This window comes from Actinomadura verrucosospora (assembly GCF_039540335.1).
Lineage (GTDB): Bacteria > Actinomycetota > Actinomycetes > Streptosporangiales > Streptosporangiaceae > Spirillospora > Spirillospora verrucosospora.
Genome location: NZ_BAABEV010000004.1, coordinates 179,905 through 198,286, shown reverse-complemented (window position 1 = coordinate 198,286; position 18,382 = coordinate 179,905). Strand labels below are relative to the sequence as shown.

Annotated in this window: 18 protein-coding genes and 1 tRNA gene; 8 read left to right on the top strand and 11 right to left on the bottom strand. The window is 71.5% G+C overall.

The window, feature by feature from the left end; translation table 11 throughout:
* The first annotated feature begins 104 nt into the window (after positions 1 to 104).
* Complete coding sequence (locus tag ABD944_RS06665) at positions 105 to 524, top strand: MscL family protein (protein ID WP_345173384.1); 420 nt, start codon at positions 105 to 107, stop codon at positions 522 to 524.
* 16 nt (positions 525 to 540) lie between these two features.
* Here ABD944_RS06665 and ABD944_RS06660 read toward each other — a convergent pair whose 3' ends face one another.
* Together ABD944_RS06660 and ABD944_RS06655 are read right to left on the bottom strand one after the other, a co-directional pair.
* Entirely contained in the window at positions 541 to 1,578 is a 1,038-nt protein-coding gene (locus ABD944_RS06660; RefSeq protein ID WP_345173383.1) for a D-alanyl-D-alanine carboxypeptidase family protein, read from the bottom strand.
* An 82-nt stretch (positions 1,579 to 1,660) separates the two neighbouring features.
* On the bottom strand, positions 1,661 to 2,101 hold the full coding sequence (locus ABD944_RS06655; protein ID WP_345173381.1) for a hypothetical protein: 441 nt from the start codon (positions 2,099 to 2,101) through the stop codon (positions 1,661 to 1,663).
* A 127-nt stretch (positions 2,102 to 2,228) separates the two neighbouring features.
* Between ABD944_RS06655 and ABD944_RS06650 the strand changes: the two genes are divergently transcribed.
* Positions 2,229 to 2,301, top strand: a tRNA-Arg gene (locus ABD944_RS06650).
* 376 nt (positions 2,302 to 2,677) lie between these two features.
* On the opposite strand, the gene ABD944_RS06645 is transcribed toward ABD944_RS06650, so the two are convergent.
* The 3 genes from ABD944_RS06645 to ABD944_RS06635 form a co-directional block, all read right to left on the bottom strand.
* Positions 2,678 to 3,103: a hypothetical protein gene (locus tag ABD944_RS06645; RefSeq protein ID WP_345173380.1), complete on the bottom strand. Its 426-nt coding sequence runs from the start codon at positions 3,101 to 3,103 to the stop codon at positions 2,678 to 2,680.
* Positions 3,104 to 3,383: 280 nt separating this feature from the next.
* Entirely contained in the window at positions 3,384 to 4,652 is a 1,269-nt protein-coding gene (locus ABD944_RS06640; RefSeq protein ID WP_345173378.1) for a hypothetical protein, read from the bottom strand.
* 359 nt (positions 4,653 to 5,011) lie between these two features.
* Positions 5,012 to 5,677: a TetR/AcrR family transcriptional regulator gene (locus ABD944_RS06635; protein WP_378188585.1), complete on the bottom strand. Its 666-nt coding sequence runs from the start codon at positions 5,675 to 5,677 to the stop codon at positions 5,012 to 5,014.
* 188 nt (positions 5,678 to 5,865) lie between these two features.
* On the opposite strand from ABD944_RS06635, the gene ABD944_RS06630 reads away from it, so the two are divergent.
* Complete coding sequence (locus tag ABD944_RS06630) at positions 5,866 to 7,107, top strand: oxygenase MpaB family protein (protein ID WP_345173375.1); 1,242 nt, start codon at positions 5,866 to 5,868, stop codon at positions 7,105 to 7,107.
* Positions 7,108 to 7,406: 299 nt separating this feature from the next.
* Positions 7,407 to 7,925 carry a GNAT family N-acetyltransferase gene (locus ABD944_RS06625; protein WP_345173373.1) on the top strand — a complete coding sequence of 173 codons (519 nt, stop codon included), beginning with the start codon at positions 7,407 to 7,409 and terminating at the stop codon, positions 7,923 to 7,925.
* A gap of 71 nt (positions 7,926 to 7,996) precedes the next feature.
* Here ABD944_RS06625 and ABD944_RS06620 read toward each other — a convergent pair whose 3' ends face one another.
* A complete protein-coding gene (locus ABD944_RS06620) occupies positions 7,997 to 9,442 on the bottom strand; it encodes a M1 family metallopeptidase (RefSeq protein ID WP_345173372.1) in 1,446 nt (481 codons plus the stop codon).
* Positions 9,443 to 9,701: 259 nt separating this feature from the next.
* A complete protein-coding gene (locus ABD944_RS06615) occupies positions 9,702 to 10,511 on the bottom strand; it encodes an SAM-dependent methyltransferase (protein ID WP_378188469.1) in 810 nt (269 codons plus the stop codon).
* 41 nt (positions 10,512 to 10,552) lie between these two features.
* On the opposite strand from ABD944_RS06615, the gene ABD944_RS06610 reads away from it, so the two are divergent.
* Positions 10,553 to 10,933 (top strand): YchJ family protein, encoded by a 381-nt coding sequence (locus tag ABD944_RS06610; protein WP_425550302.1) that lies wholly within the window; start codon positions 10,553 to 10,555, stop codon positions 10,931 to 10,933.
* Positions 10,934 to 11,045: 112 nt separating this feature from the next.
* The gene (locus tag ABD944_RS06605) at positions 11,046 to 11,699 is read left to right on the top strand and encodes a hypothetical protein (RefSeq protein WP_345173367.1); all 654 of its coding nucleotides are present in this window, start codon (positions 11,046 to 11,048) and stop codon (positions 11,697 to 11,699) included.
* 255 nt (positions 11,700 to 11,954) lie between these two features.
* Here ABD944_RS06605 and ABD944_RS06600 read toward each other — a convergent pair whose 3' ends face one another.
* Positions 11,955 to 13,505, bottom strand: coding sequence for an MFS transporter (locus ABD944_RS06600; protein WP_345173366.1), 1,551 nt, complete (start codon positions 13,503 to 13,505; stop codon positions 11,955 to 11,957).
* 59 nt (positions 13,506 to 13,564) lie between these two features.
* Here ABD944_RS06600 and ABD944_RS06595 point away from each other — a divergent pair, with 59 nt between their 5' ends.
* Complete coding sequence (locus tag ABD944_RS06595) at positions 13,565 to 14,734, top strand: ROK family protein (protein ID WP_345173363.1); 1,170 nt, start codon at positions 13,565 to 13,567, stop codon at positions 14,732 to 14,734.
* Between the two features lie 399 nt (positions 14,735 to 15,133).
* On the opposite strand, the gene ABD944_RS06590 is transcribed toward ABD944_RS06595, so the two are convergent.
* From ABD944_RS06590 to ABD944_RS06580, 3 genes are read right to left on the bottom strand one after another with little or no spacing between them, the layout of a single operon-like run.
* On the bottom strand, positions 15,134 to 15,541 hold the full coding sequence (locus tag ABD944_RS06590) for a cupin domain-containing protein (RefSeq protein WP_179844124.1): 408 nt from the start codon (positions 15,539 to 15,541) through the stop codon (positions 15,134 to 15,136).
* Positions 15,541 to 16,362 carry a phosphoenolpyruvate hydrolase family protein gene (locus ABD944_RS06585; protein WP_345173361.1) on the bottom strand — a complete coding sequence of 274 codons (822 nt, stop codon included), beginning with the start codon at positions 16,360 to 16,362 and terminating at the stop codon, positions 15,541 to 15,543. Before ABD944_RS06585 ends, ABD944_RS06590 begins: the two co-directional genes overlap by 1 nt.
* The gene (locus ABD944_RS06580) at positions 16,359 to 17,558 is read right to left on the bottom strand and encodes a Tm-1-like ATP-binding domain-containing protein (RefSeq protein WP_345173360.1); all 1,200 of its coding nucleotides are present in this window, start codon (positions 17,556 to 17,558) and stop codon (positions 16,359 to 16,361) included. The genes ABD944_RS06585 and ABD944_RS06580 overlap by 4 nt, the downstream gene beginning before the upstream one ends.
* Before the next feature lie 101 nt (positions 17,559 to 17,659).
* Here ABD944_RS06580 and ABD944_RS06575 point away from each other — a divergent pair, with 101 nt between their 5' ends.
* The gene (locus tag ABD944_RS06575) at positions 17,660 to 18,379 is read left to right on the top strand and encodes a hypothetical protein (protein ID WP_345173358.1); all 720 of its coding nucleotides are present in this window, start codon (positions 17,660 to 17,662) and stop codon (positions 18,377 to 18,379) included.
* Positions 18,380 to 18,382: the final 3 nt, after the last annotated feature.

Genomic DNA, 18,382 nt, shown 5'->3' with positions numbered 1-18,382 from the left:
AGAGGGGTCGACTTGGCGAATCAGGCATGACTTCATTACGATCCGTAGCCGTTTCACGCGCCCCGCCAGCCGGGGGCGCGACCCCCACAACCCCTGGAGCCGACATGAGCGGATTCAAGAAGTTCCTCTTCCGCGGGAACCTTGTCGAACTCGCGGTGGCGTTCGTCGTCGGAGCGGCGTTCGCCGGGCTCGTGAAGGACTTCGCGAACTCCTTCATCACCCCGCTGATCGCCCTTCTCGGCGGCAAGCCCGACTACACGCGCCTGGCCGTCAGCATCGACGGCACCACGTTCCCCTACGGGGTCTTCGTGACATCGGCGATCGCGTTCTTCATCACGGCCCTGATCGTCTACTTCCTGGTCGTGCTCCCGACGACCAAGCTGATCGAGCGGATGGACCGCGGCAAGGAGGCCACCGAGCGCGAGTGCCCGCAGTGCCTCAGCGACATCCCGGTGAAGGCGCGCCGCTGCCGCTACTGCACGGCGGAGGTCGTCCCCGCCGACGAGGTGCCGTCCCCCCGCTGACGCCGGGCGGCCCGGCTCATCCGTTCTCCGTCCCGAACTCCCAGTGCCAGGGCTCGAACGGGTTGCTGTAGGCCCAGGCCGGGTGGATCCATCCGTACTTCCCGGCGTGGGCCTCCATCCAGTTGAACTGGACGGAACCCGAGCTCTGCACACCACCGCACAGGTCGAGCGCCTGCCCCTTGCCGTGGTTGCTCGTCCCGGGAACGGCCGCGAAGCCGGGCCGCTGCGCGTAGACACGGTGCTGGTCCGCCAGGCTGCGGTAGGCGTCCGTCACGCACATGTCGCGCCCGAAACTGCGCTTGTACGCCTCGTTCAGCTTGTAGAAGGCGAGCGCCGCGTCCGCCCGCAGCATGTGCCCGTTCTTCTGCGGCAGAGGGCACAGGTACTTCGACGGGATGAGCCCGTTGGGGAACTTCCTCGCATCCCTCGCCAGGGACTTGTCGCACCCGAGTTCGAGCCGCTTCTGCCGCGTCACCGCCAGCTTGTCGAGCATCGCGTTGAGCTGCTTGGTCAACTGCGCCGACCGGTTCTTCAACCCCTCCACCTCCTGCTGGAGGCGGGTCTGCTCGACCGCGTTGCGCGACTGCAGCTCCTGCGCCGTGGAGGCGAGCCGCTGCCGCCGGTCCTGCAGCTCGTCGGCACGGTCCACGAGCGCCTGCTGCGACCTCGCCATGAGCGTCACGTCCGCCGTCGAGCGCAGCGCCGTGCTCGGATCACCGCCCCCGAAGATCGCCATGGAACCGGCCGCGCCGCTCTGCTGGTAGGAGGTGTTCGCGAGCCGGGCCAGCGGCTCGCGTATCCGGTTCAGCTCGGCCTCGGCCCCGGCGAGGTCCTTCAGCGTGGCGCGCAGCTTCACCTGGGACCCGGCAAGGTCCTTCTTCCGGGTCTCCATCTGCTTCGTGGCCTTCTCTAGCTCGGTGCGCGCCTTCGTCGCCTCGCGGCGCAGCGACTCGAGCGAGTCGGCCCCCGCGGCCGCGTTCGCGGCGCCGTGCGGTGAGAGCGTCGCCATCACCAGGAAGACCGCGGTCAGCGCCGCCGACCGGGGGTTCGGCACGGTGGTTTTCCTCCTGATGCCCAAAAGCGGAACAGCGCCAGAACGCTACTACAGGATCTACGATGACCTGTCCGTAATCGGTTCAGCGACTTCGGTGATGTTCGCACCACCGGCGCATCCACCAGACGTCCTCCCAGCCGGCAGGGCACGGCCGCCGCCCACGCGCGGACGGGGAGGGGGTGGGCGCGGGCGCGGGGCTCGCCCTCCGCGGCGTCACCGCCGGCCTGGGCGCCCGCCTCGGCGGCTTGGTCGCCACCTGCGGCTCCGTCTCCGGCGGCACGTACGTCCCGAACGTCGGCTCGCCCTCAGGCGCCGGCGCCACGCTCCGCGCGGGCCCGCCCGCCGACTCCGGCCTCTCCCGCGCGGGCTCGTCCCGCAGTCCGAACGCGATCGCCGACGCCACCAGCACGGGCACCGCGAATGCCGCGGCGACGACCGTGATCCGCCTACCGCGCGGCGACTCCTCGCCCGCCGATTCCCGGGCGTCCAGGTCCTTCGGCTGCCCTCGATGCCGTCCCGTCACGGAACGGAAGCGTACCCACACCGCCCCCGCGCGGCCTAGGGTCCGGCGCATAACAGGGAGCGCCCACCACTCCTCTTCCCCTACCCTGTAGGTGCCGTCCGCTACGCTCTACCGCGAGCGACGACACGCCTCCGTAGCTCAGGGGATAGAGCACCGCTCTCCTAAAGCGGGTGCCGCAGGTTCGAATCCTGCCGGAGGCGCTTTCATGACCACCGCGAAAGGTCCTTGGCCGGCATGAGCGCCGCGCAGGGCTTTCGCTTCCTCGGAACGGGCGCGGTTTCCGTGCGGGGCGCCGTCCCCAAGGCATGTTGCTCACGTTTCCCGGTGCGGGCTCGGCGGGCGTGCGGGCGTCTTTCAACGAAAGTGGCCCTCCTCCCGGGGGAGAAGGGCCACTTCGGTGAGAAGCGCGCCATGCGGGACGGCACGCTCAAGTGAGAATCGGCTCGGCTGAGCCGAAGGTTTCGCGATCGGCGTCCGGCGTCACGCCGGGGCCGTAAAAGGGGGCCGCACCAGCCCCCTCATCTCGGTCATCTTGACGATGGAGCCGCGCAGGCCGGGGGGCCTAGGGCGCGGTTCTCACACTCGCCAGTCCGCAGCGGAGACCAGCGCGGTGTACTCCACCCAGTCGTACCCGTCCCGGGTGTACTCCTCCCGGAGGTACTTGAGCAGGCCGTACTCCCGCACGTAGCAGCCCACCGGCGTGTACTCCACGACGGTGATCCACAGGATGGCGATCCGCCGCACGGTGACCCGCACCACGAGGAACTCCACCACGGTGACGCGCATCGTGGCGAGGTCGAGCACGGGGATCCACACCCGGTCGTACTCCACCACGACCAGCTCCACCAGGACGAAGTCGATCTCGGTGAAGCCGCCCCCGGGGAAGCTCACCCCGGTGAAGACGGGCCAGGTGAAGTCGGGCCCGGCGTAGCGGGTGAGGGGGAAACCGTTCCCGCGACGGGAGATCTCGGGACGGTCGTTGGTCGGGATCATGATGATCACGCAGCCTTCCGGGCTTTAGTCACGAACTGCACGAGGCAGAAGCCCTGCCGAGCAGGACCTGATCAAGACCGTACGGCGCCGAGGCCGGAAGGCAACCGGGCCGAAAGCGCGACCCGGGTCATATTCCGAAAGGCCTTCGGCTCGCCCGGCGGCGCGGCATGGGAAAGGCCGGGCGGCGCGTGAGTGCGCCGCCCGGCCTTCGGGTGGACGGGTCGAGTGCCCGGACCGGCCCTAAGGCGGGCCGGGCCTGATCATTACCGGCCGTGAGACCGCCGCACGATCAGCTTTCTCGCGGCGAACCGGCCAGCCTCTCGATGAACGCCTCCCTGGCCGTGTCATCCCGCAGTTCGTCGAACTCCGTCCAGACGGTCCGCGCGGTTTCGGCGGACAGGCCGGCGGCTTCGACGGCGTCGGCGAGTTTGACGTTCATGCTCCACAGGGCCGTCCGCCAGCAGTACGTGCTGACGAGTTCGCGGAGCCCCGGATGCATGGCGTCCAGGTTTCCGGCGATCCAGTCCCGGGTGTTCCGCACCATTCGCTCGTGGCCGGGGCGCAGCAGTTCCTGGACGTCCGCGCCGCGCCGCTCGCGAAGGGCCACGGACCGCGCGTGATTCCCGATGGCCTCGCGGACGGCGCGCAGCACCCCCTCCTGGACCCGAGGATCCGTGTAGCGGGCGGACCGGTGCACCGGATTGACCCCCTTCGTCAGCGGGTGGTCTCGGAACCATCCCTGCACGGGGTGGCCCTGGGCGTCGATCCGGTCGGGTGTCAGTTTCGGCCCGCTGGTCAGAACCTCGATCACCACGAGCGCGTCGTTCGCCCGGAAGGTCAGACCTTCCAGATCCGGGTCGTCCGGCAGCACGAGCAGGTTCTTGCCGCCGTCGCTGCCGGCCGCGTCGAGGTCGAACAGGTACCCCCGGTCCGCGTGCGGGTGCGGGTCGAAGTACGCCGCCGTCCGGAACAGGTACAGCCCGCGCACCAGGGTTCCCCTGGCGGTCGGCCAGTACATCTGCTTCAGGGCCGCACGGGCCGTGCCGCGCATTCCGTTGTCGAGCAGGATGACGTCCTGCCGCGGTTCGGGCTCGTCCACGGGCAGGCCCCGCCGACGCAGGAGTGTCGTCAGGTTCCGAGCGGCGTCGGCGATCTCCTCGTCGGAGGGGGCCTTCCACGCCATCGTCCCGAGCATGGCGTCCAGCTCGGGGAAGGTCCTGCCATGGTGGCGCTTCAGATCCGCCAGTGCGCTCCTGACGACGCTCCGGTTGATGGGGATCTCGATGATGTCCAGCCCCGGCTCGAAGGCGAGGACGATCATGCGGCAGTTCTCGCCGTCGCGGCCGACCGACGCGAGGGTCGCGCCGTTCGCGGCCGCCGCTCGGATGTCTCCGAGCATGCGGTGGACGGCCCGGACGTAGAACGGCGCGATGGTCTCCCATGCGGCGTCGTACGCGTCGCGGAGGGCGGACGCCACGGCCTCCCGGTCGGTTTCCGACGCGAACCGGAAGAGCCCTTCGGTGTCGAGGATCGACCTCAGCGAGGCCTCTCGTTCCATTTTATCTTGTTTGTTCAAGCTAGTCGCCATTGCGACACACTTCCCTTTTCTTTGAGTTCCTTTTGCGGCCTTTGCCGCAAAGGACATAGTACTTACTTAATGCCCGACGTCAAGCTTCCAGCGCCACGCATCCGTCCATGTGGACGCAGGTCAGCCCCATATCACAAAGGGCCCTCTCCCGTCACGCAGAGCCGCACATCGACGCCATTTCATTCACCATGGCGCTCCGCCCGGCGGAGAATGGAACGGTTCGCCATGGCGGCGCCGCGAAGGCTCTTCCATGGCGGCGGGAAAGGGTCACAAGGGTCGCCCGCGGCGACATTTCGCCGCGCGAGGGCGCCGACCGCGGCCTCGACAGGTCAGGGACGGTCGAGACGGGGCTCTCTCGGTTCCAGCATCGGGACGAGGAAGCGGTGGGCCAGGGCGGCCAGTCGAGCGTCGTCGTCGAGGTCGATGATGTGGCTGGGAACCGCCAGGAGCGAGCCGGATATCCGGACCATCATCTCGGCCACGAAATCGATGTCCAGGTCGCTCGACACGTTGCCGGCGCGCTGCTCGCGGCGGAGCTGGTCGGCGACGAACCGCCGCACGGTGGCGAGGGTCCGGCCCCCGTCACCGGTCAGGGAGGGCAGGAGCAGGTCCGGTTCCGTGGCGATCAGGCCGCCGATCAGAGGGTTGCCCCGGATGGCGCGCAGCGAGCTCACGAAGCCGAGGACGACCCGGTCGGCGGCCGTCTCGGCCTCCCGGATGTCGATGAGGAACCGGTCGAAATAGCGGCGGAACTCCCGCCGCACCACCTGCTCCACCAGGGCGTCCTTCGTGGCGAACCGCCGGTAGACGGTGATCCGCGAGACGCCGGCCCGCCGGGCCACGTCGTCCATCGTGGAGCGCTGGATGCCCATCCGGCAGAACTGCGCGTAGGCCGCGTCGAGGACGCGCGACCGGGTCTCGTCCACGTCGTCGACCTGTTCGACGGCCTCGACGTACACGCTCTCCAGCAGCGACCCCGAGTCCGACGACCCCATGAGGAACGACAGCACAGGTTCCACGATCCCCTCCCGAGACACCGATTCTGCCCGAATCGTCCATGTGCGTCACGAAGGGTCTTGTGACCGAAGCCACCGTGTGCTCTCATGATGCCAGACCCTGATACACGGAAGCACGTTGTGTTTCATCGTATCAGCAGTCGTCGTCGGCCCGAGGAGGGAAAGGCATGGAACAACCCAGCAGGCGCAACGTGCTGATGACGGGCGGGGTGCTCGGGGCGCTCGGTGCGCTCAGCGTCGCGACGCCCGCCCAGGCCAGGCCGCTGTGGACGTGGTCGCCCAAGGGATCGGTCGTGGGCGCCGGCAAGGGCGTCGACCCGCGGTGGGTCTGGGACGAGGAGGCCGACCCGCTGGTCGCCTCGCTGATCGACCGGGGCGACGTCCCCAAGGTCAACATGCTGCTGAAGACCTGGACCAAGAACGGCCAGGCGCTGCCGTCCGGGCTGCCGGCGGACCTGAGGGCGTTCATCGAGAAGGCCCGGCAGCTGCCGTCGTGGGCCGACCAGACGAAGCTCGCCACCGCGTTCAGGTTCAACCAGAAGCGGGGCACCTACCTCGGCGTCAGCTACGGCTTCGCCAGCGGGATGATGAGCACGGTCATCCCCCACGAGGCGCGCGCGGTGTACTACTCCAAGGGCGGCGCGGACATGAGGGACCGCATCACCAAGACCGCCAAGCTCGGCTACGACATCGGCACCAGGAACGCGTTCCTGCCCGACGGCGAGATGATCGTGACCTGCGTCAAGACGCGGCTGGCCCACGCGGGCGTGCGCCACCTGCTGCCGCAGTCCCCGTACTGGACCAAGGTCGCCGACGAGCAGATCCCGATCAGCCAGGCGGACATGATGGTCACCTGGCACAGCCTGCCCACCACGGTCATGAAGCAGCTGAACCGGTGGAAGGTGCCGATCCCCGCCGACGAGTCCGCGGCGTTCCTGCACTCCTGGCAGCTGACCGCGCACATGCTGGGCATCCTGGACGAGTACATCCCCAACTCGTGGGACGAGGCCGACGCCCAGGCCGCGCAGGTCCTCGACCCGGTCCTCGCCCCGACCCCCGAGGGCGTCAAGCTGGCCGACATCCTGCTCCACCTCGGCGTCACCATCGACGGCGGCATCCTCACCACGCACATCCTCGGCGCGCTCACCCGCTACATGCTCGGCGACCAGATCTGCGGCTGGCTGCAGATCCCGCGCGAGCCGGTGTGGGACCCGGCCTTCGAGGCCTTCTGGCCGACCTTCGTCGCCATCAAGGAGGGCCTGCTCAAGATCACGGACGCGCCCCCCGGCCTGCTGCAGATCTACTGGGCGTTCGACGAGATCATCCGCCTGGGGACCCTGCTCTTCCTGTCGGGGGGCAACCTCCCGATCAGCATCCAGATCCCCACCACGAACAACCCGAACTACTGATCGCTTCGGTCCCACCCCACGGACTCCCGAAAGGACACGCGCGCCACGCTCCCAGCGCCGGAGGCGCCAGGCAGAACCGGGCTCGGAATCCACGGATTCCGAGCCCGCGGCGGTTCCGCCCCCGGTCGACGGCGGCGGACGGCCGGCGTCTCGCCGCCGCGGAGGCGCCCGCTCGGCGGGAAAGGTAATGAGCGTGGGCGATGTCGTTACCGGTAGAGGGCACTTTTCTTGCAGGTCTGGGGAGTGGTTGTGGCGTTTAGTTTGAAATGGCGGGTATTTCCATCTGGCACACTGGGGGCGTGACGGCCACTGATCCGCTGATCCGGCTCGGGCGTCCAGGAGACGCGTCCGCTTTGGCGGAATTGCAGCACCTTCTGGACGGCGAGACGGAATTCATGCTTCTGGAACCCGGCGAGCGGGAGCCGGACCTCGAACCGCTGAAGCTGCGCCTCGCCGCCCGCGCCGAGGGCCGCGACCCGTCGTACCTGGTCGTGGCGCTGGAGGGGCCCGCGGCGGTGGGCTACGTCGACGTGTCGGTGCTCCCCTTCGCCAGGGCCCGCCGCACCGGCTACGTGGTCGCCGGCGTGCGCTCCGGCCACGGCGGACGGGGGCTGGGCAAGGCCCTGATGGGGGCGGCACTGCGGGAGGCGCGGACGCGCGGGATGCGACGCCTGGAACTCACCGTGATGGAGCACAATCGCCGCGCTCTTTCGCTTTATCTGAATTGCGGTTTCCAGGTGGAGGGGCTCCGGCGGGCGGCGCTGGAGGCCCAGGGGCACCGGATCAACGAGTACTACATGGGCCTGCTGCTGGACTGAGCCAGGCAGGGCCGCCCCCCTGCCTCACCCACCGCGCCGGGGGCCGGCGGTGCGCCGGCCCCCGGGGCGGGTCACCAGGTGGTGGGCTTGGTCGGGCTGTGGAGCCAGGCCTTGAAGAAGGCGTCCAGGTCCTGGCCGGAGACCTTCTCCGCCAGAGCCTCGAACTCCCCGGTACCGGCGTTGCCGTACCGCTTGCCGTCCACCCAGGTGCGGACGAGGCGCAGGAACGGCCCGTCACCGATCTTGTGGCGGAGGGCCTGCAGCGTCATCGCGCCGCGGAAGTAGATCGCGCGGTGGAACAGCTGGTCGCGGGTCGGGTCGGCGATCACGAGGTCCCAGAACGGGGGCCGGTCCGGCTGGATCGGCGGCGGGTTGTCGTAGGACTGCTGGAACGACAGCTGCGCGGGCTGGCCTCCGTGCTTCTCCGCCCAGTACCACTCGACCCACTTGGCGAAGCCCTCGTTCAGCCAGATGTCCCTCCAGTCGCGCACCGAGACGCTGTCGCCGAACCACTGGTGGCCGATCTCGTGCGCCACGCCCCGCTCGACGGGCGGGCTCTGGTAGGTGGGGCGCGTCTGGGTCTCCAGCGCGTTCTCCAGGTTGAGCGGCGGGACGTTGTCGTTCTCGACGATGGAGCCGGTGCTGGTGAAGGGGTAGTCGCCGAAGTAGCCGGCGAGCTCGTCCGTCACCCGCGTGGTGTGGCGCGGCGTGCTGAGCGCGTCGGGGTCGGAGGCGATCTCCGGGTCGACCGCGTCGAGCTGCGGGACGCCCTTGGGGGTGGTCGTCGTGGAGACGTCGAACCGTCCGATCGAGTTGGTCACCAGGTATGTCGCCGTCGGCCGGTCCTCCCGCCACAGGAAGGTGTCCTCGCCGTGGGCGCTCCACTGCCGGACGAGCCGTCCGTTGCCGATCGCCTTGAGGCCGTGGGGGACGGTCGTCTCCAGCGTGACCAGCGCCTTGTCGCGCGGGTGGTCGTTGGACGGGAACCAGGTGGACGCGCCGTCGGGCTCGCTCATGACCGTCGCGCCGTCCCTGGTCGGCAGGAAACCGTACGGGAGGTCGAAGACGACCGGGCCGCTGAGGACCTGCGGCACGCCGTCGTAGCGGACGGTCACGGTGAACGCGCTGTGCTTCCGCAGGCCGCGGGGCGGGGTGATCTCCAGCTCCCGCTCGCCGGTGCGGTCGAACGACGCCGCGCGGCCGTTCACCCGTACCGACCGCACGTTCATCTTGTGGAAGTCGAGGTTGAACCGGGACAGGTTCTGGGTGGTGGTCGCCTTGACGGTGGTCGTGCCGGTGAGCTCGTCGGTGCCCGGGTCGTAGGCGGTCTTGATGTAGTAGTGCGTGACGTCGTATCCGCCGTTGCCGAGATCGGGGAAGTAGGGGTCGCCCATGCCGGGGGCTCCGGGCTCGTACCGGACGTCGGCGGCCGCGGCGGGCGCGAGAAGCGCGAGCGTCGCGGCGCCTGCCGCCGTGACCGCCAGCGGGAGGCGGCCGGCGGATCTGAGAGTCGCCATCGAGTCCCTCTCCGTCGAAGTCGGACGATCGCCTCAGCGGCGACCGAGACATGATCGATAACGTGCCCGCCGGAGAAGTCGATCAAGCCTGACAAAACGATCTTGTCGCGCGAAGCGGGCTCCCGACCTCACGTCCACCTGCGCCGCCACGGCCAGCGCGGGGTGGCAGCAGGTGAAGATCCTTCGAGTCGTACGGGGTCTTCCACCTCCTGGACGATCGGCGGGCGGCCGGATGCGACGCCTCGCGGCGACCCCCGGGTCAGGGCTTGCGGGCCAGGCCGCAGGCGGCGTCCACCGGCTCCGGCATGCCGAACGGCGTCGCCTCGGGCCGCCAGCGGGACGTGGAGACGACGCCCGGCTCCAGCAGTTCGAGGCCGGTGAAGAACTCGGCGATCTGCTCGGGCCTGCGGACGACATAGGGCGTCGAGCCCTGCTCGACGGCGATCCGCACGGCCTCTTCGCGGCCCTTCCGGTCGACGACGCCGGTGCCGTCGTTGAACGCCGCGAAACTTCCCGGGACGAGCGCGTGCAGGAGCCGCCGCACGATGGCGTGCGCCTCGCCGTCGTCGACGACGTTGCCCATGATCCCGAACATGATGAGGCCGACCGGACGGCCGAAGTCGAGGGTGCGGGCGGCCTCGTCCAGGATCCGGCCGGGGTCGCGGACGTCGCACTGGACGTAGTCCGTCCTGCCTTCGGGGCGCCCGGTCAGCAGCGCCCGCGCGTGGAGCAGGACCAGCGGGTCGTTGTCGACGTACACGACGCGCGACTCGGGCGCGACGCGCTGGGCGACCTCGTGGGTGTTGTCGTGCGTGGGAAGCCCCGTCCCGATGTCGAGGAACTGCCGGACGCCCTCCCGCTCGGCGAGGTGGCGGACCATGCGGCCGAGCGTCGCGCGGGAGTGGCGGGCGACGTCGCCGACGCTGGGGAACGCCGCCGCGACCTGCTCGCCGACCTGCCGGTCGATCTCGTAGAAGTCCTTGCCGCCGATCCAGTAGTTCCACATGCGCGCGGGATGGGGGCGGGAGGTGTCGATCTCGGGCGGTAACCGTGCGGACATGGCGCTCATCGTCGCCGCGCGGGTACCGCCCCGCAAGGCAGAATCGGAAGGTGGCGAAAAGATGTCCGTGCGGGGTCGGCTCCCGGTATCGGGACTGTTGCGGGCCCTTGCACCGGGGTGAGGAAACGGCTGAGACGGCCGTCCGGTTGATGCGGTCGCGGTTCAGCGCGTTCGCGGTGGAGGACGAGGCGTACCTGCTCGCGACCTGGCATCCGGCGACACGTCCGGAGCGGATCGGCTTCGAGGACGGCACGCGCTGGACGCGGCTGGAGGTCGTCCGCACCGAGGGCGGCGGGCCGGACGACGACAAGGGCCTCGTGGAGTTCCGCGCCCATTACCTGACGGGAACGGAGCCCGGTGAAATGCACGAGGTCAGCCGGTTCGTGCGACACGACGGCAGATGGGTCTACGTCCGGGGCAAAGTGAGCTGACATTCCATCCCACGGGCGAGCGGTATCGCCCGTACGGGGGAAGGACGACCTGGGCGGGCGCTGAGAACGTGTGGATGCGGGCGATGGACGCCCACGGAAAAGGGGAATCCACATGTCACGGAAAAGGCGTGCCGCGGTCGCCGGAATGGCCGTTCTCTGCGCGGCCGGCGCGGTCGGCACCGGCAGCGCGATGGCGCAGGACAAGGGGCCGGTCCCGAAGGAGGCCCACGTCACCGGGGACGCGTGGCTGAACTACCCGGGCGACTCCGAGTACCCGTACCGGCGGTTCATCGTCGACGCGCACGGCGGCCCGTGGAAGTTCGTCAACGGGAAGATGATCATGGGTGCGGCGCGCGGCACGGTGAAGTTCGACCACTACGCGCCGGACGTGCCCGGTGGACCGTCGAAGCACCACTGGGGCTGGATCAAGGTCGACTACGTGATGGCGACCGGGCCGGTCGCGGTCGTGTCCGGAATCCGGCAGGACGACGAGCACGGCATTCCACCGAACCAGAAGCGCGCGAACCTGACGTTCTACCAGTCGCCGCGCGGCCACAAGTTCGACCGGATGGGCTTCTCGTGGGGCGTCGTCTATCCGCAGTGCCAGCAGATGGGTGTCGGGCCGGCGCCGTTCAGCACCAACAGTTCCGGTCCTTTCGGGAAATGGCTGAAGGGGTACACGGTGAAGGACGCGCCCCTGAAGCTCCCGACCGGCGACTTCCAGCCGCCGGACAACCCCGCCGACTGCTCGTTCGCCGACAGCTAGCCCACCCGCCGACGCGACGGAAGCCGTTTACTCCGCGCCTCGACGACGACCAGTCGGGGGCCGAGGCGCGGAGGGCGAACGGCCTGGACAACCTCCACCCGTCCGGCGTCCGGCGCCACTCGGCTCCGCGCCCACGCGATCGTGGTCGAGACGCCAGAAAACACCGTTTCGCAAGCCGACCGCCACCGACCGCCACCAGCCGCCGCCGGGCGTGGCTGGGCCCCGCTGGGCGCCGCCGGGCGCGGCGGGGCGCGGCTATCCGGTCCTGAGCCGCCGTCCGCAGCGGGCCAGCAGCACCAGCAGCAGGACGGGCGCGACGAGCGCGGCGGCGCGCAGGGTGGCGAGGTCGGCGAGCGCCCCGAGCACGAGCGGGGCGACGCCGATCGCCACCCCGGACGCGAGCGCGCACCGCGCCGCGGCCCGCGCCGGCTCGGACGGCCGCGCGGCGAGGGCCTGGCCGAGGATCACCGGATACAGCAACGCCACCCCGAGCCCGGTCACCACGAGCCCGGCGACGGCGACCGGCGCGGGCGACGCCCACAGCACCGCGAACCCGCCGAGGCCGACGGCCGCCGCGAGGGCGAGCAGCCGGTCCGGCCGTCCTCCGCGCCGCACGACCGGCCCCGCGGCGGCCCGCCCGGCGGCCATCCCGAGGACGAACCCCGCCGACAACGTGGCCGCGCTCCCCGCCCCCAGCCCCTTGACGCTCCCGAGGAAGTCCGCCGCCCAGAAGACCATGCAGAACTCCACCCCCACCGCGAGCACAAGATCGACCCACCGTCCCCAGAACCCAACCCCGCCCCGTCCCCGGCGAACGGACCGACCCCCTTCTCCGCCAGAACCCATCCCACCAGAAGCCGCAGCGCCTACACCAAGGCAGGAAACCCGCCCACCACCCACACCACCCGCCGCCGACTCCTCCCCCAACGACTCCCGCTCGACAGAAGCGCCCAAAGGCTCAGCACCTGCCACGCCAACGCAGGAAGCCCGGCCACCGGCCGCATCACCCGCCGCTGACTCCTCGTCGAACGACCCGCGATCGACAGAAGCGCCAGAAGGCTCAGTACCTGCCGCGCCGAGACGGGTAGGCCGGACTTCGGTTGCGGTGCCTGCCGTTGGCTCGTTCCCGGGCGACTCGTAGTCCGCTGGCGCAGCGTTGGGGGGCTTGGTGCTGGGCGGGTCGGTGGGCGCGGGGGTGGCGTGGGCCGGTGCGGGCTCGGTGGGGGCGTTGATCGGGGGGCGGGGTGGACGGGTGAGGAGAAGGAGGATGGCGGCGGCCAGGAGGGGCGGGGCGGCGAAGGCGGGGCGCCAGCCGAGGCCGTGGGCCAGGGCGGCGCCGATGAGGATCGGGGACAGGACGGACGCGGCGCTGGAGACGGCGTTGGCCTCGCCGATTTGGATCGTTCCATCACCGTGCTGGGCGGCACGCAGGGCCGCCGGGACGAGTTGGACGAGGCCCGCTCCGCCGAGGCCGAGGACCAGGGCGCCGGAGGCCGTTCCGAGTCGTTCGCCGGACGCGGCCAGGAGGGCGGCGCCGCCGACGAGGGCGGTCAGGGCCGCCGGGATCGCGTACCGCCCGAGCCGTGCGGCCAGGCGATGCCCGACCAGCCCGACGATCACCAGACCGAGGGCGAAGGCGGACGGGTAGAGGGCGGCCTCGGCGCGGGGCAGGCCGCGCTCCTCCCGCAACTGGGGCAGGATCGCACCGAGCCCGGTGAGCAGGTAGCCGAGGCACCCGAAGGCGGCGTACAGCCCGAGTGTCTCCGCTGTCCGCCCGGTGGCCGGGCCCGTGTCGGCGGGCTTCATCGCGCCTCCCTATTAAACTCGTAGGACGAGGATAAGTCGAGCACGCCAGGATGTCACCCATGGAGCCGATGACCGCGCACTCCGCGCGCGCCCTGCGCAGCCAGGGAGCGCTGGCGATGCTCCGCCACGCCCACGCTCACCCGTCGGTCAAGCGCGCGGACGCGGCGCGGGCGCTGGGGCTGAGCAGCGGCTCCGCGACCGAGATCACGAGCCGGTTGAAGGCGGCCCGGCTGCTCGACGAGGAGGCCTCCGCCCTGACCGGCGGGCGCGGCCGCCCCTCCCCCGCGCTCGTGCCCCACCGCGACGGCCCCCTGGTGTGCGTCGTGGACATCAGCCACGAGCGGTGGCAGGCGGCCTGCGTCGAACTGGGCGGCCGCGTCGTCGCGCAGGAGGCCGGCGGTCACTCCGGCACCCCGGACGTCCTCGGGACGCTCGGCCACCACGTGGCGGCCATGCACGCCCGCTACGGCCAGCGCCTCCGCGCGGTGTCCGCCTGCGTCGCGGGCACGGTCAGCGCGACCACGGTCGTCCAGGCGTCGGGCATGGGCTGGCGCGGCGTGGACCTCGAACCGCTCCGGCCGCCCGGAATTCCCCTGCTCGTCGGCAACGACGCCTCGCTCGCCGGGCTGGCGGAGGCCAGACGCGGCGCGGGCGCGGGGGCGCGGGTGGTCCTGCACCTCACGGTCGAGGTAGGGATCGGCGGCATCCTCGTCGTGGACGGACGGCCGGTGGACGGCGCCACCGGCGCGGGCGGCGAGTTCGGCCACATGCCGTTCGGGGACCCCTCGCTCCAATGCCCCTGCGGCGCCCGCGGCTGCTGGGACCTGGAGGTCGACGGCCGCGCCATGGCCCGCGCCCTCGGCCGCCCCGCCCCCCGCGACCCGCGCACGGCTGCCGGGCACGTGATCGCCGCCGCGTCGTCCGACCCCGCGGCCCGCTCGGCCGTCGGCGCCGCCGCGCACGCGCTGGGACGGGGCATCGGCGCCCTCGCCAACGCCCTCGATCCCGGCGTGGTCACGCTCTCCGGCCTGGCCACCGATCTGGCCGCGACGGCGCCCGCGGCCCTGGAGACCGGCTACACCGCGGCCCTGATGCGCTACCGCCGCACGGCGCCGCCGCCCATCCTGCCCTCGACGCTCGGCCCGCAGGGCCCCCTCACCGGAGCCGCGGACGCCGCCTTCGACCTCCTCCTCACCGAGGAAGGCCTGGCCGCCTGGTCCCGAACGTGAGTCCGAGCGCCAGGCCAGGCCCCCAGCGCGGCACCCCGTCACCAGGGACGCTGCGGGATCGCGGATGCCACGTTCGGCCCCTCCTCGCGCAGAAGCATGAGGTCGCCTGGTCCCGCACCTGAGCCGAGCGCGCGGTGCGTGGCCACGCAACGCCGCGCGGCGCTTGGCTGCCCGCGCGGCGCTCGAGCAGCCAACGCCGCTAGGAGGCGCGCGACGGGCTGCGCTCGGGAACCTCACGCAAAGAAGCACCAAGGCGCACGCTCCCCGTACCTGCGGCCGGGCGGCCAGGAACTAGCCGCGCAGCGGCGCTCGGGGGGCCACGGGCTTGGGGGGTGCGGCGGTTGCGTTCGGGCCAGCGCGTATGGGGTCCGCATCTGGGGGCGGGAACGGGGGTGGTGGTTAGGCGGGGCGCCATTCGGGGATGGCGCCTGGTTCGTGGAGGCAGTGGTCGGGGGCGGCTTCCAGGGCCTTCTCCTCGCCGCCGGGGGTGTAGGTGACGATCAGGCGCAGGGGGCGCCAGGTCATGTTGTAGGTGGAGTGCCAGACGCCCTTGGGGATGTGGACGGCGTCGCCTTCGCGGATCAGGAAGGGCTCGCCGTCGTCGACCATCTGCGCGGCCTCGCCGGAGATGACGTAGATGACCTCCTCGGCGTTCGGATGGTGGTGGCGGGCGTGGCCCTTGCCGGGGTTGACGATCACCTCGCCCAGGGTGCTGCCCGCCCCGGGCACCGCGGACGGGGTGACGAACCACTTGATCGACCCCCAGTCGAAGGTCGCGGTCGCCACGTCACCGGGGTTCCTCAGCATCAGATCTCCAGGTTCTTGAAGGCCGCGACCTGCGCGGTGACGGCCTTCTCGGTCGGGAGCCGCTCGACGGAGGAGGCGCCGAAGAAGCCGACGACGCCCTCCGTCCGGGACAGGACGTAGGCGGCGTCGTCCGGTTCGGCGATGGGGCCGCCGTGGCACAGCACGAGGACGTCGGGACGGACGGCGGCCGCGGCGTCCCGCATGCCCTGGACGCGTTCGACCGCCTCGTCCAGGGTCAGGGACGTCCCGGCGCCGATGCTGCCCTTGGTGGTGAGGCCGACGTGGGGGACGAGCACGTCGGCGCCGGCCTCGGTCATCGCCCGCGCCTGGTCCTCGTCGAAGACGTACGGGGCGGTGACCAGGCCGCGCTCGTGGGCGAGCCGCACCATCTCGATCTCCAGGTCGTAGCCCATGCCGGTCTCTTCGAGGTTCTGCCGGAAGACGCCGTCGTAGAGCCCGACCGTCGGGAAGTTCTGCACGCCCGCGAAGCCCATCGCCTTGAGCTGGTCGAGGAAGACGGGCATCACCCGGAACGGGTCGGTGCCGCACACTCCGGCCAGGACGGGCGTGTCCCGGACGACGGGCAGCACCTCCGACGCCATCTCCACCACGATCTGGTTGGCGTCCCCGTACGGGAGCAGGCCGGCCAGCGACCCGCGTCCGGCCATCCGGTAGCGGCCCGAGTTGTAGATGATGATCAGGTCGACGCCGCCCGCCTCGGCGCACTTGGCGGACAGCCCGGTGCCCGCGCCCGCGCCGATGACGGGCCTGCCCTCCTCGACGGTGTTCCGCAGCCGGAACAGGACGGTCTCGCGGTTCACTGCGCGCCCTCCGAGATCAGCCGGTGCAGCCGGTCGGCCATCGCCCGGCCGAACTCCGGGTCGTTGATGTGCATGTCGAGCATCTCCGCATCCGCGACGTCCTCCAGCGCCATGAAGCAGGCCACGTCGGCCACCGGATCGTGGAACGGCATGCCGGGCGCGTCGAGCGCCGACACGCCCTTGAGCGGGACGAACAGCGCGGTCGGCCCGGTGGCGGCGGCCAGCTTGGCCGCCATCCTGCGGCCCAGCTCGCCCATCTCCTCGGCCGTCGTCCGCATGAGCGTCACGGTGGGGTTGTGGACGTACAGCATCCGCTGCCCGAACCGCTCGGGGACGGTGCCGCGCGGCCCGAAGTTGACCATGTCGAGGGCGCCGGGCGCCACGACCTGCGGGACGCCGTGCCGTCCCGCGGCGGTGAGGCGGTCGGGTCCCGCCGACAGGACGCCGCCCACGAGGTCGTCCGCCAGCTCGGTGGTGGTCAGGTCGAGCACCCCGGCCAGCAGGCCGCTCTCCACGAGCCCTTCGAGCGCCCGTCCTCCGGCGCCCGTCGCGTGGAAGACGAGCACCTCGTAGCCGAGTTCGTCCAGGCGCTCCCGGGCGGCGTCCACCGCCGGGGTCGTGACCCCGAACATGGACGCCGCGACGAGGGGCCGCTCGTCCGGGGCGGGCTCCGGGACGGCGTGCGCCTTCGCCATCCCGGCCGCCGCCGCGGCGGCGTTCCCGAGGATCAGGCGCGACAGCCGGTTCAGGCCCGCGATGTCGACGACGCTGTAGGTGAGCGTGACGTCCTTGGCGCCCACGTAGGGCGAGACGTCCCCCGACGCCATCGTCGACACGATCAGCTTGGGCAGTCCGATGGGCAGGTCCCGGACGGCCCGCGCGGCGATCGACGATCCGCCGCTCCCGCCGACGGCGAGCACGGCGTCCACCCGGTCCAGCGCGGCGAGGACGACCGCCGCGCCCTCCCCCATCGCCGTGACGGCCGCGCCCCGGTCGCCGGCGTCCCGCAGGGCCTGGAGCGAGGCGCCCCCGGCCTCCGCGACCTCCTCGGCGGTGACGTCGGCCGTCACCTCCGACGGCCCGACCCCCGCGTCCACGAGGACGGTGTCGCAGCCCAGCTCACGCACCCGCTCGCGGAGCCACGCGTACTCCGCGCCCTTGGTGTCGAGCGTCCCCACCAGTACCACGGTCGCCATCGCGTCCCCTCCGTTCCCCCGATACCGATTCCCCCGACGATCACTTCGCAAGCCTGTCCCCCTGGTGAGCGCCACCCTTCTTGGAACGGGACAATCTGGGCATGTCCCAGCCCTCTCTCGCCGGAGTCCTGCGCAGCACCGTCGCGACCGTGCTCACGCTCCTGGCGGCCGTCGTCTTCGTGGCGCTCGCCGTGGTCCTGATGGTCACGCAGGTGCCGGACGGCACCCGGGACCTGGACGCCTACCGGGCCGCGCCGCGCTGCCCGTCCGCGCCGGCCCGGCCCGCCGAGTGCCGCTGGACGCGGGAGTTCACCGTGGCCGGCGTCCGGCTGACGTCCAGGCGGGGCAGGCTCGACACCGTCACCCTGACCGGCGCGGACGGCCACCGGTGGGAGACGGCCTACACCGACCGGGGCCCGGTCATCGGCGATCTCGGCAGGGGCGACCGGGTCACCGGCACCGTCTGGCGCGGGCGGCTGACCGAGATCGCGGCGCGCGGCGAGTCGCAGGACACCGACGCCGCCCCGGCCGACCTGCGCGCCCGGTCCCTCATCGCCGGGCTGATCATGATTCCGCCCGGCCTCCTCGTCACGGCGGCGTGCGTCTGGAGGCTGGGACGGCGCGCCGGCCCGAGCCGGGGCATGGTCGCCACCCTCGGCCTGGCCGTCGGCGTGTTCTTCGCCGGCCTGTTCTCCCCGCTCGTCGCGAACGCCGTCGGCGAGGACTTCTGGGCCACGGCGGCCGTCTGGCTGCCCGCGGCCGTCCTCCTGGCCGTCGGGGCCCGCGTCTACACGACCCGGGGGAACGGCCTCGCCAGGTGACGG